The sequence below is a fragment of the Mycobacteroides franklinii genome (assembly GCF_002013895.1).
Classification (GTDB): domain Bacteria; phylum Actinomycetota; class Actinomycetes; order Mycobacteriales; family Mycobacteriaceae; genus Mycobacterium; species Mycobacterium franklinii.
In genome coordinates, this window is the sequence record NZ_MAFQ01000006.1 from 248,962 (window position 1) to 264,970 (window position 16,009).

Here is a 16,009-nt window from a genome sequence, read left to right on the forward strand (position 1 = left end):
ACCTTCTCTGGGAGGGCTGTGGCCGACCAAAACGCCGATTCTCTATGCGCTCCGTACACGATCGAGTTCGGATTCGAACGGACCGTCGGCCCCAAGATCGGCGCCTTCCTCGGGGGCCTGCGCGACGGTCGGCTGTTCGGAGTGCGCACCGCCAGTGGCCAGGTGTTGTGCCCGGCACTTGAATTCGATCCGGCGGACGGCAGCGCCACCGGCGACCTTGTCGAGCTTGAACCCAAGGGTGTTGTTCTGCAATGGACTTGGGTGCCACCGCGGCCAGCAGATGAGCTGGAGACCAGTTTCGCGTGGGCACTCATCCGCATCAAGGGAACCGCCAACTCGATGTTCCACGCGGTCGACGTGGGCGGGAATCCCGCGGCGATGAAGACAGGGTTGACGGTCGCCCCGCGCTGGCGCCCCGACCGCGTCGGCGCCATCACCGACATTGTCTGCTTTCAACCGGCGGGTGGGCAGTGACTGCCTTACCCGAGCCGGTCTCCTCGATTGCCAGTCCGTTTCACATGGACTACACATATGTCGCGGGCGCGGGCCGCTCGGTGTTCCTGCGTGGATTGGCCCAGCGACTTCTGCTGGCACGCCGGTGCCCGGGATGTGAGCGCACGTATTGTCCTGCGCCGCAATTCTGTTCGCGATGTCTCACCGAGCTGGGTGACCCGTACCCGCTCGCCGGTACCGGCACAGTGGAGACGTTCTGCATTGTCAGCTTCCCTTTCCCGGGACAGGTGTTCACGCCTCCCTATGCGGTGGCGCATATCCAGTTGCACGGCGCCGATACCAGGCTCATGCACATGATCGGCGATACCGAGCCAGACCGGGTTCACATGGGGATGACCGTCGAACCGGTCTGGGTGGCCGAGGAGGATCTTGCCGCCACCATGCAGAGCATCCGCTACTTCCGCCCGTCATCGAACGAGGCAGCCCATGCGTGACGTAGCCGTGGTGTCCTTTGCCCAATCACACTGCACCACCGCCAATCTTCACGACGATATGGCCGAGATACTGCTCCCTGTCGTCCGCGAGGCACTTGCCCGGGTGGAGTTGCGCCGGACGGACATCGACTTCTACGCATCCGGCAGCCACGACTTCTTCGAAGGCCGCACGTTCGCATACGTCGAATCCCTCGACGCCGTCGGCGCCTGGCCGCCGATATCGGAATCGCATGTCGAAATGGACGCCGCTTGGGCCTGTTACGAGGCATGGGCATGGCTCCAACTAGGCCACGGCGATATCGCGTTGGTCTACGGCATCGGCCGCGGCGGGTTGCCCGTCGACCTGGACCAGGTGATGCCCTCCTCGTTGGACCCCTACTACCTGACCCCCTTACATCCGCATCGCCACGCGATCGCCGGGTTGCAGGCGGCTGCCACCATCGAGGCCGGTATCACCACCGAGCGCGAGATGGCCGATGTGGTCAACCAGTCACTGACCGATGCGCTGTCAAATCCCTTCGCACTCAAGGCAGGCGCTCCGGGAGTCGAGGCACTGCTCGAGGAGCCGTATATCGCCTCGCCACTGCGCCAGCATGACACCGCACCGGTCGGTGACGGTGCGGCGGTACTGATCCTGGCCACCGATCAGGTCGCACGGCGGCTGACCCGGCGACCGGCATGGATCCGGGCGATCGATCACCGGATGGACACGCACTACCCCGGATCACGAGACCTCGCAGTGCTCGAATCCGCCCGAATCGCCGCCGAAAGGGCGGCCATCATGGCCGGTTTCTCGGCCGCCCACGTGGAGGTGGCCGAACTCCACTCCGAATACAGCTATGCCGAACCGCTACTCACCACGACCTTCGGCATCGAGAATGCGCTCGTCAACCCATCGGGTGGGCCGCTGGCGGGCGCCCCCGCCACCGCCACGGGATTGATCCGCATCGGCGAGGCCGCCCGCACCATCATGCAGGGACGTGCCACCCGCGCGCTGGCGCATGCCACCAATGGTCCCGCACTGCAGCACAATCTGGTCTGCCTGATGGAGACAAGCGCATGAGTCGCCGTGTCGCCGTGATCGGCATCGGGCAAAGCAAGCAAGCCAAGAAGCGCGACGTGACCATCGCAGCACTGGTCCGCGAGGCGGTGGACGGCGCGCTGGCCGATGCGGAGCTGACCTTCAGCGATATCGACGCGATCGTGCTTGCCAAGACCCCCGACCTGTTCGACGGGGTGATGAACCCCGAGCTGTACCTCGCCGACGCGATCGGTGCCCGCGGTCTGCCGGTCACGCGGGTGTTCACCGGCGGAAGTGTCGGCGGCCACGCCGCCATCTACGCCGCTCACCTCATCCAGGCACGACTCGCCGGACGGGTGCTGGTTGTCGCGTATTCCAAAGAGTCCGAAGGTAATTTCACCTGGGCGCTGTCACGCCCACTGCCGTTCAGCGCTCAGCTCGGGGCCGGCGCCGGCGGCCATTTCGCACCGGTGATCCGGGAGTACATCCGCCGCTCGGAAGCACCCGAGCACATCGGCTGGCAGGTGGCCGTGAATCATCGCCTCAACGCCATCCGAAACCCGTACGCGCACATTCACAAACCCGACATCACCGTCGAGGAAGTACGCAACTCGCCGATGCTGTGGGACCCGATCCGGTTTCTGGAATCGTGCCCGTCATCGGATGGCTCGTGCGCGGTCATCATTTCCTCAGAGGTACACGCACGACTCGCTCCCCGGCCACCGGCCTGGATCCATGGCACCGGATGGCGCACCGAGACAGGGCATTTCGCGGGCCGGGACGAGGTCAATCCGCGCGCCGGCCAGGAGTGTGCCGCCGCCGCCTATCGCGAGGCAGGCATCACCGACCCCGCCTCCGAGGTAGATGTCTCCGAGCTCTACATCCCCTATAGCTGGTATGAGCCCATGTGGATGGAGAACATCGGGCTGGCACCGGAGAAATCCGGCTGGCGCGCCGTCGACGCGGGTCACACCGCATTCGGTGGCAGGCATCCGATCAATCCGTCCGGCGGCGTGCTCTCGGGCAACCCCACCGGGGCCACCGGCCTGCTACGGTTCGCCGAGGCCGCCTTGCAGGTACGCGGGCTGGCGGGGGAACATCAGGTCGACGGGGCCAGGCGAGCGATAGGCCACGCCATGGGCGGTGCCTCGCAGTTCCACGCGCTGTGGGTGGTGGGAAGCGAAAAACCATGAACGAAGATCGAGAGCTCCTCGTCGAACGCGACGGCCCCATCGTGGTCCTGACCATGAATCGCCCGCGTCGGCGAAATGCGCTGTCCACCACCATGGTCGGGCAGTTCGCCGAGGCCTGGGACGAGATTGACGGCGATGACGGTATCCGGGCGGCCATCCTGACGGGTGCCGGTTCTGCCTACTGCGTGGGCGGCGATCTGAGTGACGGGTGGATGGTCCGCGATGGCTCGGCACCACCGCTGGATCCGGCCACCATTGGTAAGGGCCTGCTGCTCACCCACACGCTGACCAAACCGCTCATCGCGGCGATCAACGGCGCCTGCCTCGGCGGCGGCTGTGAGATGTTGCAGCAAACCGACATCCGCGTTTCCGACGAGAACGCAACGTTCGGCTTTCCCGAGGTTCAGCGCGGGCTGGTGCCCGGCGCGGGGTCCATGGTCCGGCTCAAGCGGCAGATTCCCTACACCAAGGCCATGGAAATGATTCTCACCGGCGAACCACTCACCGCCCAGGAGGCATATCATTTCGGGCTGGTGGGGCACGTGGTGCCGGCGGGCACCGCATTGGACAAGGCACGCAGCCTCGCCGAACGGGTGGTCCGCAACGGTCCGTTGGCCGTGCGCAACGCCAAGGAGGCCGTTGTGCGCAGCGGATGGATCGCCGAGGAAGACGCCCGCGCCATCGAGGCTCGACTTACCCGCCAGGTCATCACCTCCGCCGATGCGCGCGAGGGATTGACAGCATTTCGGGAGAAACGAGAGGCACGGTTCACCGGACAATGACCAGCACCGCGGCCGAACCTTCGGGGTTGACCAACGATTCCACCGACCAGCGCTTACTCAGTGCTGCCGAGCGGCTCTTCGCCGAACGCGGTGTGGACGCGGTGTCGCTGCGCGCCATCATGGCGGCGGCCGGCACCAATGTCGCCTCGGTGCACTACCACTTCGGATCCAAGGAGCGTCTCATCGAGGCGCTGCTCGACAGGTACCTCGATCAGATAGAGAAACGGCGGTTCGCACTGCTGGACATCGCCGAAACCGCGGGGACACTGCGCACCATCGCCGAAGCGATCGTCACTCCGCTGGCCGAGATCGGCGAAGAGGGCTCAACCGCATGGCTTTCCACGCTCGGCAAGCTCATGATCAGCGGGCATCCCGCGTTGATACCCATGAGCGTGAGTTTCCAGCCGCAAGCGGCGCGACTGCAGGAGCTCATCGTGCGGCTGCGTCCGAACGCGCCGCTACCGTCCATCCGCTTCGGCGTCACCCACGCGGTGACGCTGACCTGCGTCGTGCTCGGCGATATCGCGCACACCAATCGCCTCATGTCGCTCAGCGGGACCTATCTGGACGGCAGCCAGATGAACACACAGCTGATCGACATGGTGACAGCGATCCTGGCCGGCCCTCCCGAGGAGGGTTAGCCGCGTCCTTCGCGGAATGCGTCAAAGGACCGGCGCAGTTCTCCCGTCGCAGTACACATCACCTGGGTCCTGTTCTCCAGGTCGAGCGCATGGCGCAGGCTGGGCGCATCGATCGTCTGCCACATCGTCTCTTTGGTCATCCAGACCGCCAAGGGCGAATGCACGGCGATCTCGCCGGCTTTCGCCAGCGCCGCAGCGAGAAGACTCTCGCCGGGAACCACATCGAAAACCAGGCCGATGCGTTGCGCCTCCTCTGCGCCAAACACGCGGCCCGTCAACATCAGCTCCGCGGCGCGCGCCGCGCCCACCAGGCGCGGCAGGTGATAGCTGGTGCCCATATCACAGTTCGACACCCCGTGACGAATGAAAACAGCGCCGAAAGATGCTTCCGGACAAGCGAACCTGATATCGCAGGCGAGCGCCAACGCGAATCCGCCACCAACCGCGTGCCCGTTGACGGCCGCGACGACCGGCTGACGCAACCGGTGTATCCGTTCGAACAGGGAGGCCATCAGCTCCTGAGCGGCAAGCGTGCGCACCAGCTCGGAGTCGGTCGCGCCGAGCAGCGCCGCCGTGGAGGTGGCACCGGTATTGGTGAAATCACTCGGCAGCGATTTCAGATCGGCACCGGCACAAAAGGATGCGCCGACCGCGGTGAGAACCACCACCCGGATCTTCGGGTCGCCATCGACCTTCTCGATCACCGCATGCAGCTCGGACACGGTCTGCGGATCCAACGCGTTGCGGCGCTCCGGGCGATCGATGGTGACGACCAGGATTCCGTTCTCTCGCTGCTCGGTACGGATCATCGGGCCACCAGCCCGCCGTCGGCGATAATGGTCTGACCGGTGATGTAGCTCCCCGCATCAGACGTGAGAAGAAGTGCGGTGCCCACCATTTCATCGGGCAGCCCGAGCCGTTTGAGGTGGTTGGCGTTGGCCATCCGCTCCACTTCCGCCTGCGGCGTCTTGCGCACCATGTCGGTGTCGATCGCACCGGGCGCGAGGGCGTTGACGCGCACACCCCGCACGGCGAGCTCGGCCGCCGCCGAGCGTGTGTATGCGACGAGGGCGGCCTTGGCCGCCGAATACATCGACACACCCTGACCAAATATGAAGGCGCCCACCGATACTACGTTGAGAACCGCCGCATGCCGACTGGCCACCAGATGCGGCAGCGCGGCCTGTACGAGGAAGACCGGTCCACGCAGGTTCACACCGAACGACTTGTCCCACCCGTCGACGGTGAAGGCGCCAACCGGTTCCGTGAGGGCGTTGGCGGCATTGTTCACCACGATGTCGATACCGCCGAACTCCTCGACGGTGGCCCGCACCAGCTGTTCGAGAGACTCGATGTCACCGGTGTGCGTAGGCACCCCCAACGCCCGTGCGCCCAGGGCGCGCAGGTGCTCGACCGTCTCGGCGCATGCCTCTGGTTTACGGCTTGCCACAACGACATTGGCGCCCGCACAGGCGTACCCCTCGGCAATAGCCCGTCCGATCCCGCGGGTACCTCCGGTCACAACGGCGGTACGTCCGGTGAGATCGAACAGACGTGAGTAGGTTTCTCGATTCATCGGTTCCTAACTTTTCACTCGTCCACAAAACTCGCGGCGTGCACGACGTCCAGAATCTGCTCGATGAGCGCATCGTCGGCAGTTCCGCGCAGCACGCCGTGGTAGACCGCCATGCCCACAATGGTGTCGAAGAGCGCGTCCGCCCCCGGCCTTGCCACGCATCGCCCAGCGGCTACGGCCTCGGCGTGGGCGGCCCGGAATGCTTCGCGCAGCGGCGTTTCGGTGCGTTCCACCAAGCCCACGTACTGGCTCGGTTCACGGTAGTACTCGACCAGCAAGCCAGGCATCGCCGCACGGGTGGCAGGGTCGGCGAAGTACTCGACGACGGCGCGCACCAAAATTGGTAGATAGTCCCGAAACTCGACGCGGGCGGCAAGCGCCTCGGGCCAGGGCCGGTCCGCGATCGCACTTTCCACCATGGCGGCCTGGGTGGGCCAGCGGCGGTAGATCGTGGGCGCGCCGATTCCGGCTGCACGGGCCACCGCCGGGATGGTGGTGCCTTGATATCCGTCGGCGGCCAACATCCGGCGCACTGTTTCGCGGACCGCGTCATCCTTGTCCGGATCGCGGGGCCGTCCGCCCTGGTTTCTGTCCACCGTCCGACCGTCCCACTAGTTTCGATATTTAAAATAACGATACTAGTGGGACGCGCCGGAGGAAAGCCCTATCGATACGTGGCCAGAACCTGCTTACGCAGCCCGTCGGTCGCGGTTTCCATGGCGCCCTTGATGGCCCGCTTCAGCACGAATCCGGGCAGCGGGATCAGTGGGTCGACCGTCAGCTCGAACTTCACGTGCGTCTTGTCCCCCTTGGGCGTGAAGGTGTACTTACCGTCCTGACGCCGCTGCTGGCCGGCCTTGACGAGAGTCCAGCTGACCGTGTCGGGGCCCCAGCTGTACGCGACGGTTTGTTCGTCGGTGATGCCCGCCGTCTTCACCTTCATCTTCACCTCGTGCGGTCGCCCGTCCTCACCCGTCGTCAACACCGTGGAACTCTGATGCGCCGAGGACCATTTCGGCAGCACCTCGAAGTCGGCGATGACGTCCATGATCTGTTCAGGGGTCGCTTCGATCACAATTTCCCGGGTGTCGCTCGTGGCCATGGATCTGACCCTAGCGACCCTCTGGGTTCTAGACGGTGAATCCCCCGTCGATATTGATCGCGGTTCCCGTGATGTACCAAGCTTCATCGGAGACCAGGTAGCTGACCAGGCTCGCGATATCGCGCGGCTGACCATAGCGCCCGACCGCGATATTGGGGCGCAGGATCTCGGCCAGCGCGCCGTCCTCCGGATTCATATCGGTGGCCACGGGACCCGGCTGAACAGTGTTGATGGTGATACCGCGGGGCCCTAGCTCACGCGCCAGTCCGCGGGTGAGGCCGGCCACGGCGGCCTTGGACATCGAGTACAACGACGCGCTGGCGGTGGGCGAACGGTCACCGTTGATGCTGCCGATGGTGATGATCCGAGCACCGTCCTTCAGATGCGGGGAGGCCGCCTTGATGGCCGCAAAGACTGCCCGTACGTTGACCGCGACAATCTTGTCGAAGTCTTCCAAGGTTGCGGTGTCCACGTCGCCAAAGGATGCGATACCCGCGTTGTTGACCAGAATATCCAGTCCACCAAGGTGTTCGGCTGCCTCGTTGACAGCGGCCGTAAGCTGCGCCGGGTCGGATACATCGGTCTTGACGGCCAGCGACCAGCCACCGTCCTCCTTGACATCGGCCACGACGTCCGCGGCCTGTTGCGCCGAACTCGAGAACGTGAACACGACACGTGCACCGTCTTCGGCAAGCCTGCGCACAATGCCCGCGCCTATCCCACGAGATCCGCCGGTCACGAATGCGCGGCGACCCTTCAGTGGTGGAGTCATGGTGCTCCTTCCTTAGGTACGCAGGGGTCAAGCGGACTCAGCTGCGAAACATTCCCCGTCACGCCAAACTGTGACGGTATGTGCATCCCGCAGGCATACTCGCTATGTGTCGTCGCCTGACATTCACCCCGATCTCCGCTTGGCTGCCAGGGTATTTCCGCGGCAGGTCGGGCTACCCCGAACGCTCCCGGTGCTGCGCGCGAGTATCCACCTCTCCGACCTGATCCCGAGATGCGGGGTGCGGACCATCGCGGTCAACGGTGATGTGACCGTCCGCGCGCACCTGCCCAAGAACCTCAAGGAACCATCCCCGGCCCTGTTGTGGATTCACGGCGGCGGCTATGTGCTGGGCACCGCACGTCAGGAGGACTTCTTCTGTCGCATGGTCATGCAACAGACGGGATTCCCGGTGGTGTCCGTCGACTATCGGCTGGCGCCCGAACATCCCTACCCCATTCCGCTCGAGGACTGCTATGCCGCGCTGCGCTGGCTGTCCGTGCAGGGGTGGGTCGATCCGACGCGCACCGCCATCGGCGGCGCCAGCGCCGGCGGCGGACTGACCGCGGCACTCGCTCTGCTGGCGCGCGATCGCGGCGAGGTAGCTCCAGCCTCACAGTTGCTGATCTACCCGATGCTCGATGACCGCACGAGCGACCGCACCGATATCGGTGGCACCAACCTGCGGGTATGGAGCGCCGAAAGTAACCGGTTCGGTTGGGACTCGTACCTCGGCGACGCGGACCGCGATATCGCGGTGCCGGGGCGTCGCACCGATCTGGCCGGATTGGCGCCGGCATGGATGGGCATCGGAACGGCCGACCTGTTCCACGAGGAGGATCTGGTGTACGCCGAACGCCTACAGGCCGCCGGGGTCCCGTGCGAATTGGAGGTGGTACCGGGCGCCTTTCACGGTTTCGACAGACTGGCGCCCTGGGCGGACGTGTCGAAGGATTTCGTGGCCAAGGCGTGCCGGCACCTGCAGGGTGCGCTCGACTGAGCCGAGAGCGTATCCAACTCCTTTCCGCGGCAACGCAAATCACCTCAATAACGCGCGGGCGCGGAGGGCAATCCACAACGCGGCCCGGGTGTCCGCGGACTGCAGGTCGCAGTCGAGAAGCGCCGTGATCCTCGCAGTCCGGTTCCTCATGGTGTGCCGATGGACACCGAGGCTCAATGCGGCGGTTTCCATCTGACCGTTGCAGCTCAGGAAGGACTCAAGCGTATCCAGCAGCGTGGTATCCGAATCATCGCCGAGCAAGGGCGCCAGCGACTGTGCCAGCAATGCGAGTTCACCAGGTTCCCTGCCGCCGAGGAGCATGCTGTAGATGTCTCGGTCGTCGAACTCTGTCACTCGCCCATCCGGATGAGCACGTGCCGCCGACCGCGCCTGGTGAAGCGCCAGCTGAACCTCGCCGAGCCGAGCCCTCCTGCTGATACCCGCGCATATCGAGCGACCCAGCACGGTGCCCAGACTTCGATGAAGGTCTGCCGCACGGCCTGCATTGTTCGCCGCCAGTACCACCACGATCTCACCGGATGCCGCGGACATGAGAAAAGGCGCTCCCCCGGTCAAATATCGGCTGGCATGTAGCTCACCCGGTAACACCGAGCCGATATTGGAAAGCACGACCACGACGACTTCGGTGTCCGGGTCGAATCCGAAGTAGCGCAATACACCTCGGTCTGCCGTGGCGGGATCCGCCAGCAGTGCCCGGGTCACCGCGGCCCGCAGCCGCTGCTCCGCGTCGGCAACCCGCGCGGGCTTCTCCAGCTCGATCGCGATCAGCGCCATGGCGTGCGAGACGAGCAGGCGCTGGGCGGCGGTCAACGCATCCTCGGACCGCACCGCGAGATATCCGCGCTGAGCCTTGCCGGCACGAACCGTCTGGATTGTGCAGTAACCCTCACGGTCGGCGACCACCCGGCTGGCATGCTTGCGACCGTCATCGGGAAAGGCTCGGCGGGTGACCTCGGCCAGATGCTCGGCATCATTGCCCGCCTCGGCCAGAAGCGTTCCGTCCGTTGCGGTCACGATGACGGTCGCCGCCAAAGATCGACTCAGCGCCGACACCACACCCGGCGCACCGTCACGAAGCGTGGCGCGCACCAGCACATCTTGCTGGTCCACTACCCGCTGCACCACGCGGAGTTCGTCCGCCGTCAGTTCATCGATCACGGCCCTGGTGATGGCGATGAACGGAGTGCGCACCGGCACCTGAAGAATCGGTAGACCCAATTCATCACCGGCAGCGAGGATTCCAGCAGGCACCTCGGAGAAAGTCGTTCCGGTATCGAATGCCAGGGCAGCAACGTTCTTCTCGGACAGCCTCGCCGCGTACGCGTACTGCTCGGCATGACTGAGCCCCACCGTCAGCCCGGTGGTCATCACCAACTCCCCGCCGAACAGGTACGGGGTCGGATCGTTCAGTTCGATGGCATGGGCCCACTTGATAGTCCGCGAAGCGCCGGCCTCACCTGCGGACAGCACAAGTCCCAGATCAGCTCTCTGAGTCAAGCTCCTGACGGTGATCGGCACGGTTAGACGGTACTCGGCCACGTCCCGGCAACGGCCTGATCAAGCCTCAGATCGTCCCAAAGGCGGCGGTCCGTTGCGGTACCAGACGGGGGTCTGCGACATCGAGATCGGATTGGCCACCTGCGGTTCCGGGCTGCCGGGCACCGTCACCGACACGTCGAGCCCGATGCGCTCGGCGAATCGGAAGGCTTCCGCGATGTCGTTGATGGGACCCGCCGGGACACCCACCTCGGTCAGGATGTCGTACCACTGGTCAGCAGTCTTTTCTCTGAGCCGCTGTTCCAGCACCTCGACCAGCGCCTCACGGTGCTGGACGCGCATCGGATTGGTTCCGAATCGGTCGTCCTGCGCCAGCAGTGGCAGTTCCAGCGCGTGTGCAAGGAGTCTGAACTGCTTGTCGTTGCCCACCGCGATCGCGATCGGCCGATCCGCGGTCTCAAACGTCTGGTAGGGCGCGATGCTGGGGTGCCGGTTTCCTAGCGCACCGGGCACCACACCCGCCCCCAGATAGCCCGAGGCCTGGTTAACCAATGAGGACAACAACACTGACATCAGATCGGTGTCGACACGCTGCCCCTGCCCGGTGCGATCTCGATATGAGAGTGCGGCAAGTATCCCGGACAACGCATGTAAAGCCGTCAGGACATCAACGAGCGCCACACCAACTTTCGACGGGTGTTCGGGGTTGGGCCCGGTGACGCTCATGAGCCCACCGACCGCCTGTACCAGCAGGTCGTATCCGGGGAGATCCGCTCCACCGGTGCGGCCGAAACCCGTTATGGCGCAATAGACCAGACCTGGATTGAGCTCCTTCAAACTGTCATACCCCAGGCCGAACTTCTCCATGGTTCCGGCCCGGAAGTTCTCCACCACCACATCGGCGCCGCTGGCCAACTCCCGTGCCCGCTGCTGGTCCTCGGGGCTCGTCAAATCCAGAACCACCGATTTTTTGTTCCGGTTGACCGCGTTGAAATACGTGGCCTGGCCGTTCGAATCGTATGGAGGTCCCCACTGGCGGGTGTCGTCTCCCAGCACGGGCCGTTCTATCTTGATCACCTCGGCGCCGAAGTCCCCCAACATCATGGTCGCGTAGGGGCCGGCGAGCACCCGGCTGAAGTCGACCACCACCAACCCGTCTAGCGCTGCGGGCGTCACATTCCCTCCCCGCCGCGCAGGTACACGGTGGTGGTGTGGGTGAAAAACTCTCGCGCGGCCCGGCCTTGTTCCTTGGGACCCAGCCCGCTCTTCTTCGCGCCGCCGAAGGGAACATGAGGATCGGCACCGGCCGATTCCGAATTCACATGCAGGATGCCGACGTCCAAACAATCGACGGCCCGCAATGCTTGAGTGAGATCCTTGGTGAAAATTGCTGCGGATAAACCAAACTCGCCGTCATTCGCCAAGCCGAACGCCTCCTCGATGTCTGCGGCACGACGCACCGCCAAAACCGGGCCGAACAGTTCCTCGGTCCACAGGTCCGCCGCTTCCGTGCCAAGTTCCATGATGGTGGGTGCGATGAAGTAGCCGCCGGCCAGGGGGCCATCGGCGTACCCGTGCCCGCCGGCGATGGTCACCGCCCCCTGCGCGGACGCTCTGCCGATCCCCGCGGAGATCGCGGCGAACGCCAGCTCACTGACCACGGGTCCCATCTGCGTGTCGTCTGCGGTGGGATCTCCGACCACGAGCGCGTCCGCGCGGTTCTTGAGCCGTGACAAGAATGTGTCTGCGATGCCATCAGTGAGCACCAGGCGCGATGTCGCGGTGCACTTTTGGCCCGTTGACCGAAAGGCCCCCAACAGAACTTGCTCCACCGCCAGGTCGACATCGGCATCGTCCAAAACAACCGCGGCATTCTTGCCGCCCATTTCGGCTTGGACCGGTACACCCCGCGCTGCCCCTGCTGCCGCTACGCGCCGGCCCACGCCCGTCGAACCGGTAAAGGTGACAGCATCGACCCGCGAGTCGGTGACTATCGCATCACCGACACGGGAATCCCCCACCACAAGGTTCAACACACCCGCCGGCAGCCCGGCGGCCTCGAATGCCTGAGCAAGGCGCATCGCGAGGAGCGGTACCGTACTCGCCGGCTTCCACAGCACGGTGTTGCCATATACCAACGCGGGGGCGATCTTCCAGGCCGGTATCGCGATGGGGAAATTGAACGGTGTAATGACCCCGACGACACCAACGGGCTTGCGGGTCACCAGGATGTGCTCGCCGCGGCGCGGTGAACTGAACATCTCTCCGCTCTGCCGGTCGCCCTCATTGCCGTAGTAGCGCAGAATCTGGGCGGCCCGCCGTACCTCTGCGACGCCCTCCGCCTTGGTCTTTCCTTCCTCCGCGGCCAGCTCCAGGCCCCAGGAGTCCGCCTTGGCATCCAGAACCGCGGCGGCGCGCAGCAGCACCGCACCCCGCTCGTGCATGGGCATGGCGGCCCAACCGGGCTGTGCCGCACGTGCCGCCGCGGCCGCCTCATCGAACTCCGCTGCCCCCGCCGCGGGTCCTTCCGCGACGACACGGCTGGGGACAGCAGGGCACACGCTGACGATCGCCTCGCCCGCACCGGTGACCCACCGCCCGGCAACAAAACTCTGAATCTCGTTGGTATCCAACGCCAGCATGTCTATCTCCGTCTCAAATGTCCGAGGGTTCAGCGGAACGCTGCTTGCCCGGTGAGGGCCCGCCCGATCGAGAGCAAATGCATCTCGGAGGTGCCCTCGTAGGTGAGCACCGATTCCAGGTTGTTGGCATGCCGCAGTGGCGAGTACTCGAGCGTTATACCGCTTGCGCCCAGCAGAGTACGACATTCGCGGGCGATGTTGAGCGCCTCACGCACGTTGTTCAATTTGCCCAGGCTGACCTGCTCGGGGCGTAGTCCTTCCGAGTCCTTGATGCGGCCGAGGTGCAGCGCCAACAACATCCCCAGACCCAGTTGGACCGTCATGTTGGCCAGCTTCTCCTGACTGAGCTGGTAGCTCGACAGCGAGCGCCCGAATACCTCACGGGTCCGGGTGTAGTCCAATGCCGTGTGCAGGCTGTCGCGCGCGGCACCCAGCGCACCGAAGATGATGCCGAATCGTGCCTCGTTGAGGCAGGACAGCGGCGCCGAAAGCCCCCGGGCACCGGGCAGTTCCGCCGACGCCGGCAGTCGCACACCCTCGAGCACCAACTCGGAGGTCACCGACGCCCGCAGCGATAGCTTCTTGTGAATTGCATGGGCACTGAATCCCTTGGTGGCCGTCGGCACGACAAAACCACGGACGCCCTCGTCGGTCTGCGCCCACACCGTAGCGACATCGGCAAGGTTACCGTTGGTGATCCACATCTTGGTTCCGTCGAGCACCCAGTCCTTACCGTCGCGGCGTGCCCGCGTCCGCATCCCGGCCGGATTGGAACCAAAGTCGGGCTCGGTCAGCCCGAAGCAGCCAATGGCATGACCAGATGCCAACTGCGGCAGCCATTCCTGCTTCTGTTGTTCCGAGCCGTACCGGTGGATCGAGAACATCGACAAGGAGCCCTGCACCGAGACGAAGCTCCGCAGACCGCTGTCACCGGCTTCCAATTCGAGGCATGCCAACCCATAACTCACGGCGTTGGTACCGGCGCACCCGTAGCCGTCGAGGTGCATGCCGAGCACGCCCAGCTCGCCGAATTGACGTGCCAGCTCTCGAGGAAGGGTGGCGGACTCAAACCATTCGGCGATGTTCGGGCGCAGCTTGGTGTCGACGAACTTCCGCACCGTGGCCGCGATGTCGCGCTCGTCCTGGTCCAGTCGGCGATCTGTGTCGAAGAGTTCCAGCGGTGTCGAGCACACCTCTGGCGAGGAAACTACGGAAGCAGACATGTCAAAACTCCTTGTGGTCTGGATAATTCGTATGGTCTTAGAGGGACCGGAATGCGTCGCGCAGTACGGTGAGGGCCTCCCGCAGCAGCTCATCGGGCAGGGAGAGCGGCGGCAGGAATCGCAGCACGTTGCCATACGTTCCGGCCGAAAGCGCCAGCACTCCGTTGTTCTGGCAGAACCTCAAGATCTCCGCTACCGCTTCGCGGTTCGGTTCCTCGGTGCCCGGTACCACCAACTCGGCGGCGATCATCGCGCCGCGGCCACGGATGTCGCCGACAATGCCGGTCTCCGCCGAGATGATGCCCAACTCCCGTACCAACACCTCGCCGATATCGGCTGCACGCGTGAGTAAATCGTGGGTCTCGACCTCTTCGAAGACACCCAGGGCCGCCGCGCACGAAAGTGGGTTGCCACTGAAGGTGCCACCGATGCCACCCGGATGTGCGGCATCCATGATGTCGGCGCGGCCCGTCACGGCCGCCAACGGCAGCCCGCCTGCAAGCCCCTTCGCGGTGGTGATGAGGTCCGGTACAACCTGCTCATGCTCGGACGCGAACCACGCACCGGTGCGGGCGATTCCGGTCTGAACCTCGTCGGCAACCAGCAGGATGCCCCGCGCCCGGCAGAAGTCGGCGACCATCGCCAGGAATCCGGGTGCCGGGACGATGAACCCTCCCTCACCCTGGATCGGCTCTACCACGACGCAGGCCACCGCTTCGGCACCGATCTGGTTGTCCACGAGGGATGCGAACTGACGGAACGCATCTGCGGCGCAGTTCTCGGTTCCCGACGGCCAGCGATAGGGGTGTGCCATCGGCGCCCGGTAGACCTCTGGGGCGAACGGTCCGAAGCCCCGCCGGTAGGGGGCCTGTTTGGCGGTCATCGTCATCGTCATCAGCGAGCGGCCGTGGAACGCGTGATCGAACACGACCACCGCCGGCCTCGCGGTGGCCACCCGGGCGTATTTCACCGCGTTCTCTACGGCTTCGGCACCGGTGTTGAATAAGGCGGTGCGCTTCTCGTGATCACCAGGGGTGATCCGATTGAGCGTCTCGGCAACCTCGAGGTACTGCTCGTAGGGCGTCGCCAGGAAGCAGGTGTGGGTGAATCGCTGCGCCTGCGCCGTAACGCGGCTGACCACGGCCGGCGCACTGTTGCCCACGGTGGTGACGGCGATGCCGCTGCCCAGATCGATGAAGCTGTTGCCGTCCACGTCGACCAACACGCCGCCGCCGGCCGCCGCGGCGTAAACACCGGCACCGCTCACCAACCCGGCCGGCAGCGCTTTGGCACGGCGGGCCGTCAGCTCGCGCGAGCGTGGCCCAGGCACTTCCGTCGCCATTCGCCGTACCTGGGCCACTCCCGGCCCTCCCTGGAGGCTAATCATCGAGGTCATCAGGTCTCCTTCCGCTCGATGTCATCCCGACAGTAGGAGCAGGCCGGTAGCCACACGAATGTCCGTTTAGGACATGTAGTTCCTTTTGAATGTCCAATTCGTATATAGGTAACGCGTGTCGCGGGCGGTGAGACTGAGCCGACACCGAGAGCAACGTGGGGCCGGGCGCCGCCACATCCGGGCGCAGAATCTGTGAATG

At 64.9% G+C, this 16,009-nt stretch carries 17 protein-coding genes; 7 read left to right on the forward strand and 10 right to left on the reverse strand.

The window, feature by feature from the left end:
* Window positions 1–18: 18 nt before the first annotated feature.
* From B4393_RS10990 to B4393_RS11015, 6 genes are read left to right on the forward strand one after another with little or no spacing between them, the layout of a single operon-like run.
* Window positions 19–474 (forward strand): Zn-ribbon domain-containing OB-fold protein, encoded by a 456-nt coding sequence (locus tag B4393_RS10990; RefSeq protein ID WP_078334179.1) that lies wholly within the window; start codon window positions 19–21, stop codon window positions 472–474.
* On the forward strand, window positions 471–947 hold the full coding sequence (locus B4393_RS10995) for a Zn-ribbon domain-containing OB-fold protein (RefSeq protein ID WP_078334180.1): 477 nt from the start codon (window positions 471–473) through the stop codon (window positions 945–947). The genes B4393_RS10990 and B4393_RS10995 overlap by 4 nt, the downstream gene beginning before the upstream one ends.
* Window positions 940–2,010 (forward strand): thiolase domain-containing protein, encoded by a 1,071-nt coding sequence (locus tag B4393_RS11000; protein WP_078334181.1) that lies wholly within the window; start codon window positions 940–942, stop codon window positions 2,008–2,010. The genes B4393_RS10995 and B4393_RS11000 overlap by 8 nt, the downstream gene beginning before the upstream one ends.
* Window positions 2,007–3,161: a thiolase domain-containing protein gene (locus B4393_RS11005; protein WP_078334182.1), complete on the forward strand. Its 1,155-nt coding sequence runs from the start codon at window positions 2,007–2,009 to the stop codon at window positions 3,159–3,161. Before B4393_RS11000 ends, B4393_RS11005 begins: the two co-directional genes overlap by 4 nt.
* Window positions 3,158–3,943 carry an enoyl-CoA hydratase-related protein gene (locus tag B4393_RS11010; RefSeq protein WP_078334183.1) on the forward strand — a complete coding sequence of 262 codons (786 nt, stop codon included), beginning with the start codon at window positions 3,158–3,160 and terminating at the stop codon, window positions 3,941–3,943. Before B4393_RS11005 ends, B4393_RS11010 begins: the two co-directional genes overlap by 4 nt.
* Window positions 3,940–4,584: a TetR/AcrR family transcriptional regulator gene (locus B4393_RS11015; protein ID WP_078334184.1), complete on the forward strand. Its 645-nt coding sequence runs from the start codon at window positions 3,940–3,942 to the stop codon at window positions 4,582–4,584. The genes B4393_RS11010 and B4393_RS11015 overlap by 4 nt, the downstream gene beginning before the upstream one ends.
* Here the strand turns inward: B4393_RS11015 and B4393_RS11020 are convergent.
* From B4393_RS11020 to B4393_RS11040, 5 genes are all read right to left on the reverse strand, one after another.
* Window positions 4,581–5,393, reverse strand: coding sequence for an enoyl-CoA hydratase/isomerase family protein (locus B4393_RS11020; protein ID WP_078334185.1), 813 nt, complete (start codon window positions 5,391–5,393; stop codon window positions 4,581–4,583). The two genes, B4393_RS11015 and B4393_RS11020, sit on opposite strands and share 4 nt — an antisense overlap.
* Window positions 5,390–6,160: an SDR family NAD(P)-dependent oxidoreductase gene (locus B4393_RS11025; RefSeq protein ID WP_078334186.1), complete on the reverse strand. Its 771-nt coding sequence runs from the start codon at window positions 6,158–6,160 to the stop codon at window positions 5,390–5,392. Before B4393_RS11025 ends, B4393_RS11020 begins: the two co-directional genes overlap by 4 nt.
* 14 nt (window positions 6,161–6,174) lie before the next feature.
* The gene (locus tag B4393_RS11030) at window positions 6,175–6,756 is read right to left on the reverse strand and encodes a TetR/AcrR family transcriptional regulator (RefSeq protein WP_078334187.1); all 582 of its coding nucleotides are present in this window, start codon (window positions 6,754–6,756) and stop codon (window positions 6,175–6,177) included.
* Window positions 6,757–6,824: 68 nt separating this feature from the next.
* Entirely contained in the window at window positions 6,825–7,262 is a 438-nt protein-coding gene (locus B4393_RS11035) for an SRPBCC family protein (RefSeq protein ID WP_078334188.1), read from the reverse strand.
* Window positions 7,263–7,290: 28 nt separating this feature from the next.
* The gene (locus B4393_RS11040; protein ID WP_078334189.1) at window positions 7,291–8,034 is read right to left on the reverse strand and encodes an SDR family NAD(P)-dependent oxidoreductase; all 744 of its coding nucleotides are present in this window, start codon (window positions 8,032–8,034) and stop codon (window positions 7,291–7,293) included.
* A gap of 106 nt (window positions 8,035–8,140) precedes the next feature.
* Here B4393_RS11040 and B4393_RS11045 point away from each other — a divergent pair, with 106 nt between their 5' ends.
* The gene (locus tag B4393_RS11045; RefSeq protein ID WP_078334190.1) at window positions 8,141–9,031 is read left to right on the forward strand and encodes an alpha/beta hydrolase; all 891 of its coding nucleotides are present in this window, start codon (window positions 8,141–8,143) and stop codon (window positions 9,029–9,031) included.
* 39 nt (window positions 9,032–9,070) lie between these two features.
* Here B4393_RS11045 and B4393_RS11050 read toward each other — a convergent pair whose 3' ends face one another.
* The 5 genes from B4393_RS11050 to gabT form a co-directional block, all read right to left on the reverse strand.
* On the reverse strand, window positions 9,071–10,591 hold the full coding sequence (locus B4393_RS11050) for a PucR family transcriptional regulator (protein ID WP_078334191.1): 1,521 nt from the start codon (window positions 10,589–10,591) through the stop codon (window positions 9,071–9,073).
* An 18-nt stretch (window positions 10,592–10,609) separates the two neighbouring features.
* Window positions 10,610–11,725: a CaiB/BaiF CoA transferase family protein gene (locus B4393_RS11055; protein ID WP_078334192.1), complete on the reverse strand. Its 1,116-nt coding sequence runs from the start codon at window positions 11,723–11,725 to the stop codon at window positions 10,610–10,612.
* On the reverse strand, window positions 11,722–13,182 hold the full coding sequence (locus B4393_RS11060; protein WP_078334435.1) for an aldehyde dehydrogenase family protein: 1,461 nt from the start codon (window positions 13,180–13,182) through the stop codon (window positions 11,722–11,724). Before B4393_RS11060 ends, B4393_RS11055 begins: the two co-directional genes overlap by 4 nt.
* Before the next feature lie 38 nt (window positions 13,183–13,220).
* Entirely contained in the window at window positions 13,221–14,384 is a 1,164-nt protein-coding gene (locus tag B4393_RS11065) for an acyl-CoA dehydrogenase family protein (protein ID WP_191987017.1), read from the reverse strand.
* Window positions 14,385–14,451: 67 nt separating this feature from the next.
* Window positions 14,452–15,810, reverse strand: coding sequence for a 4-aminobutyrate--2-oxoglutarate transaminase (gene gabT / locus B4393_RS11070; protein WP_078334194.1), 1,359 nt, complete (start codon window positions 15,808–15,810; stop codon window positions 14,452–14,454).
* Window positions 15,811–16,009 lie beyond the last annotated feature (199 nt).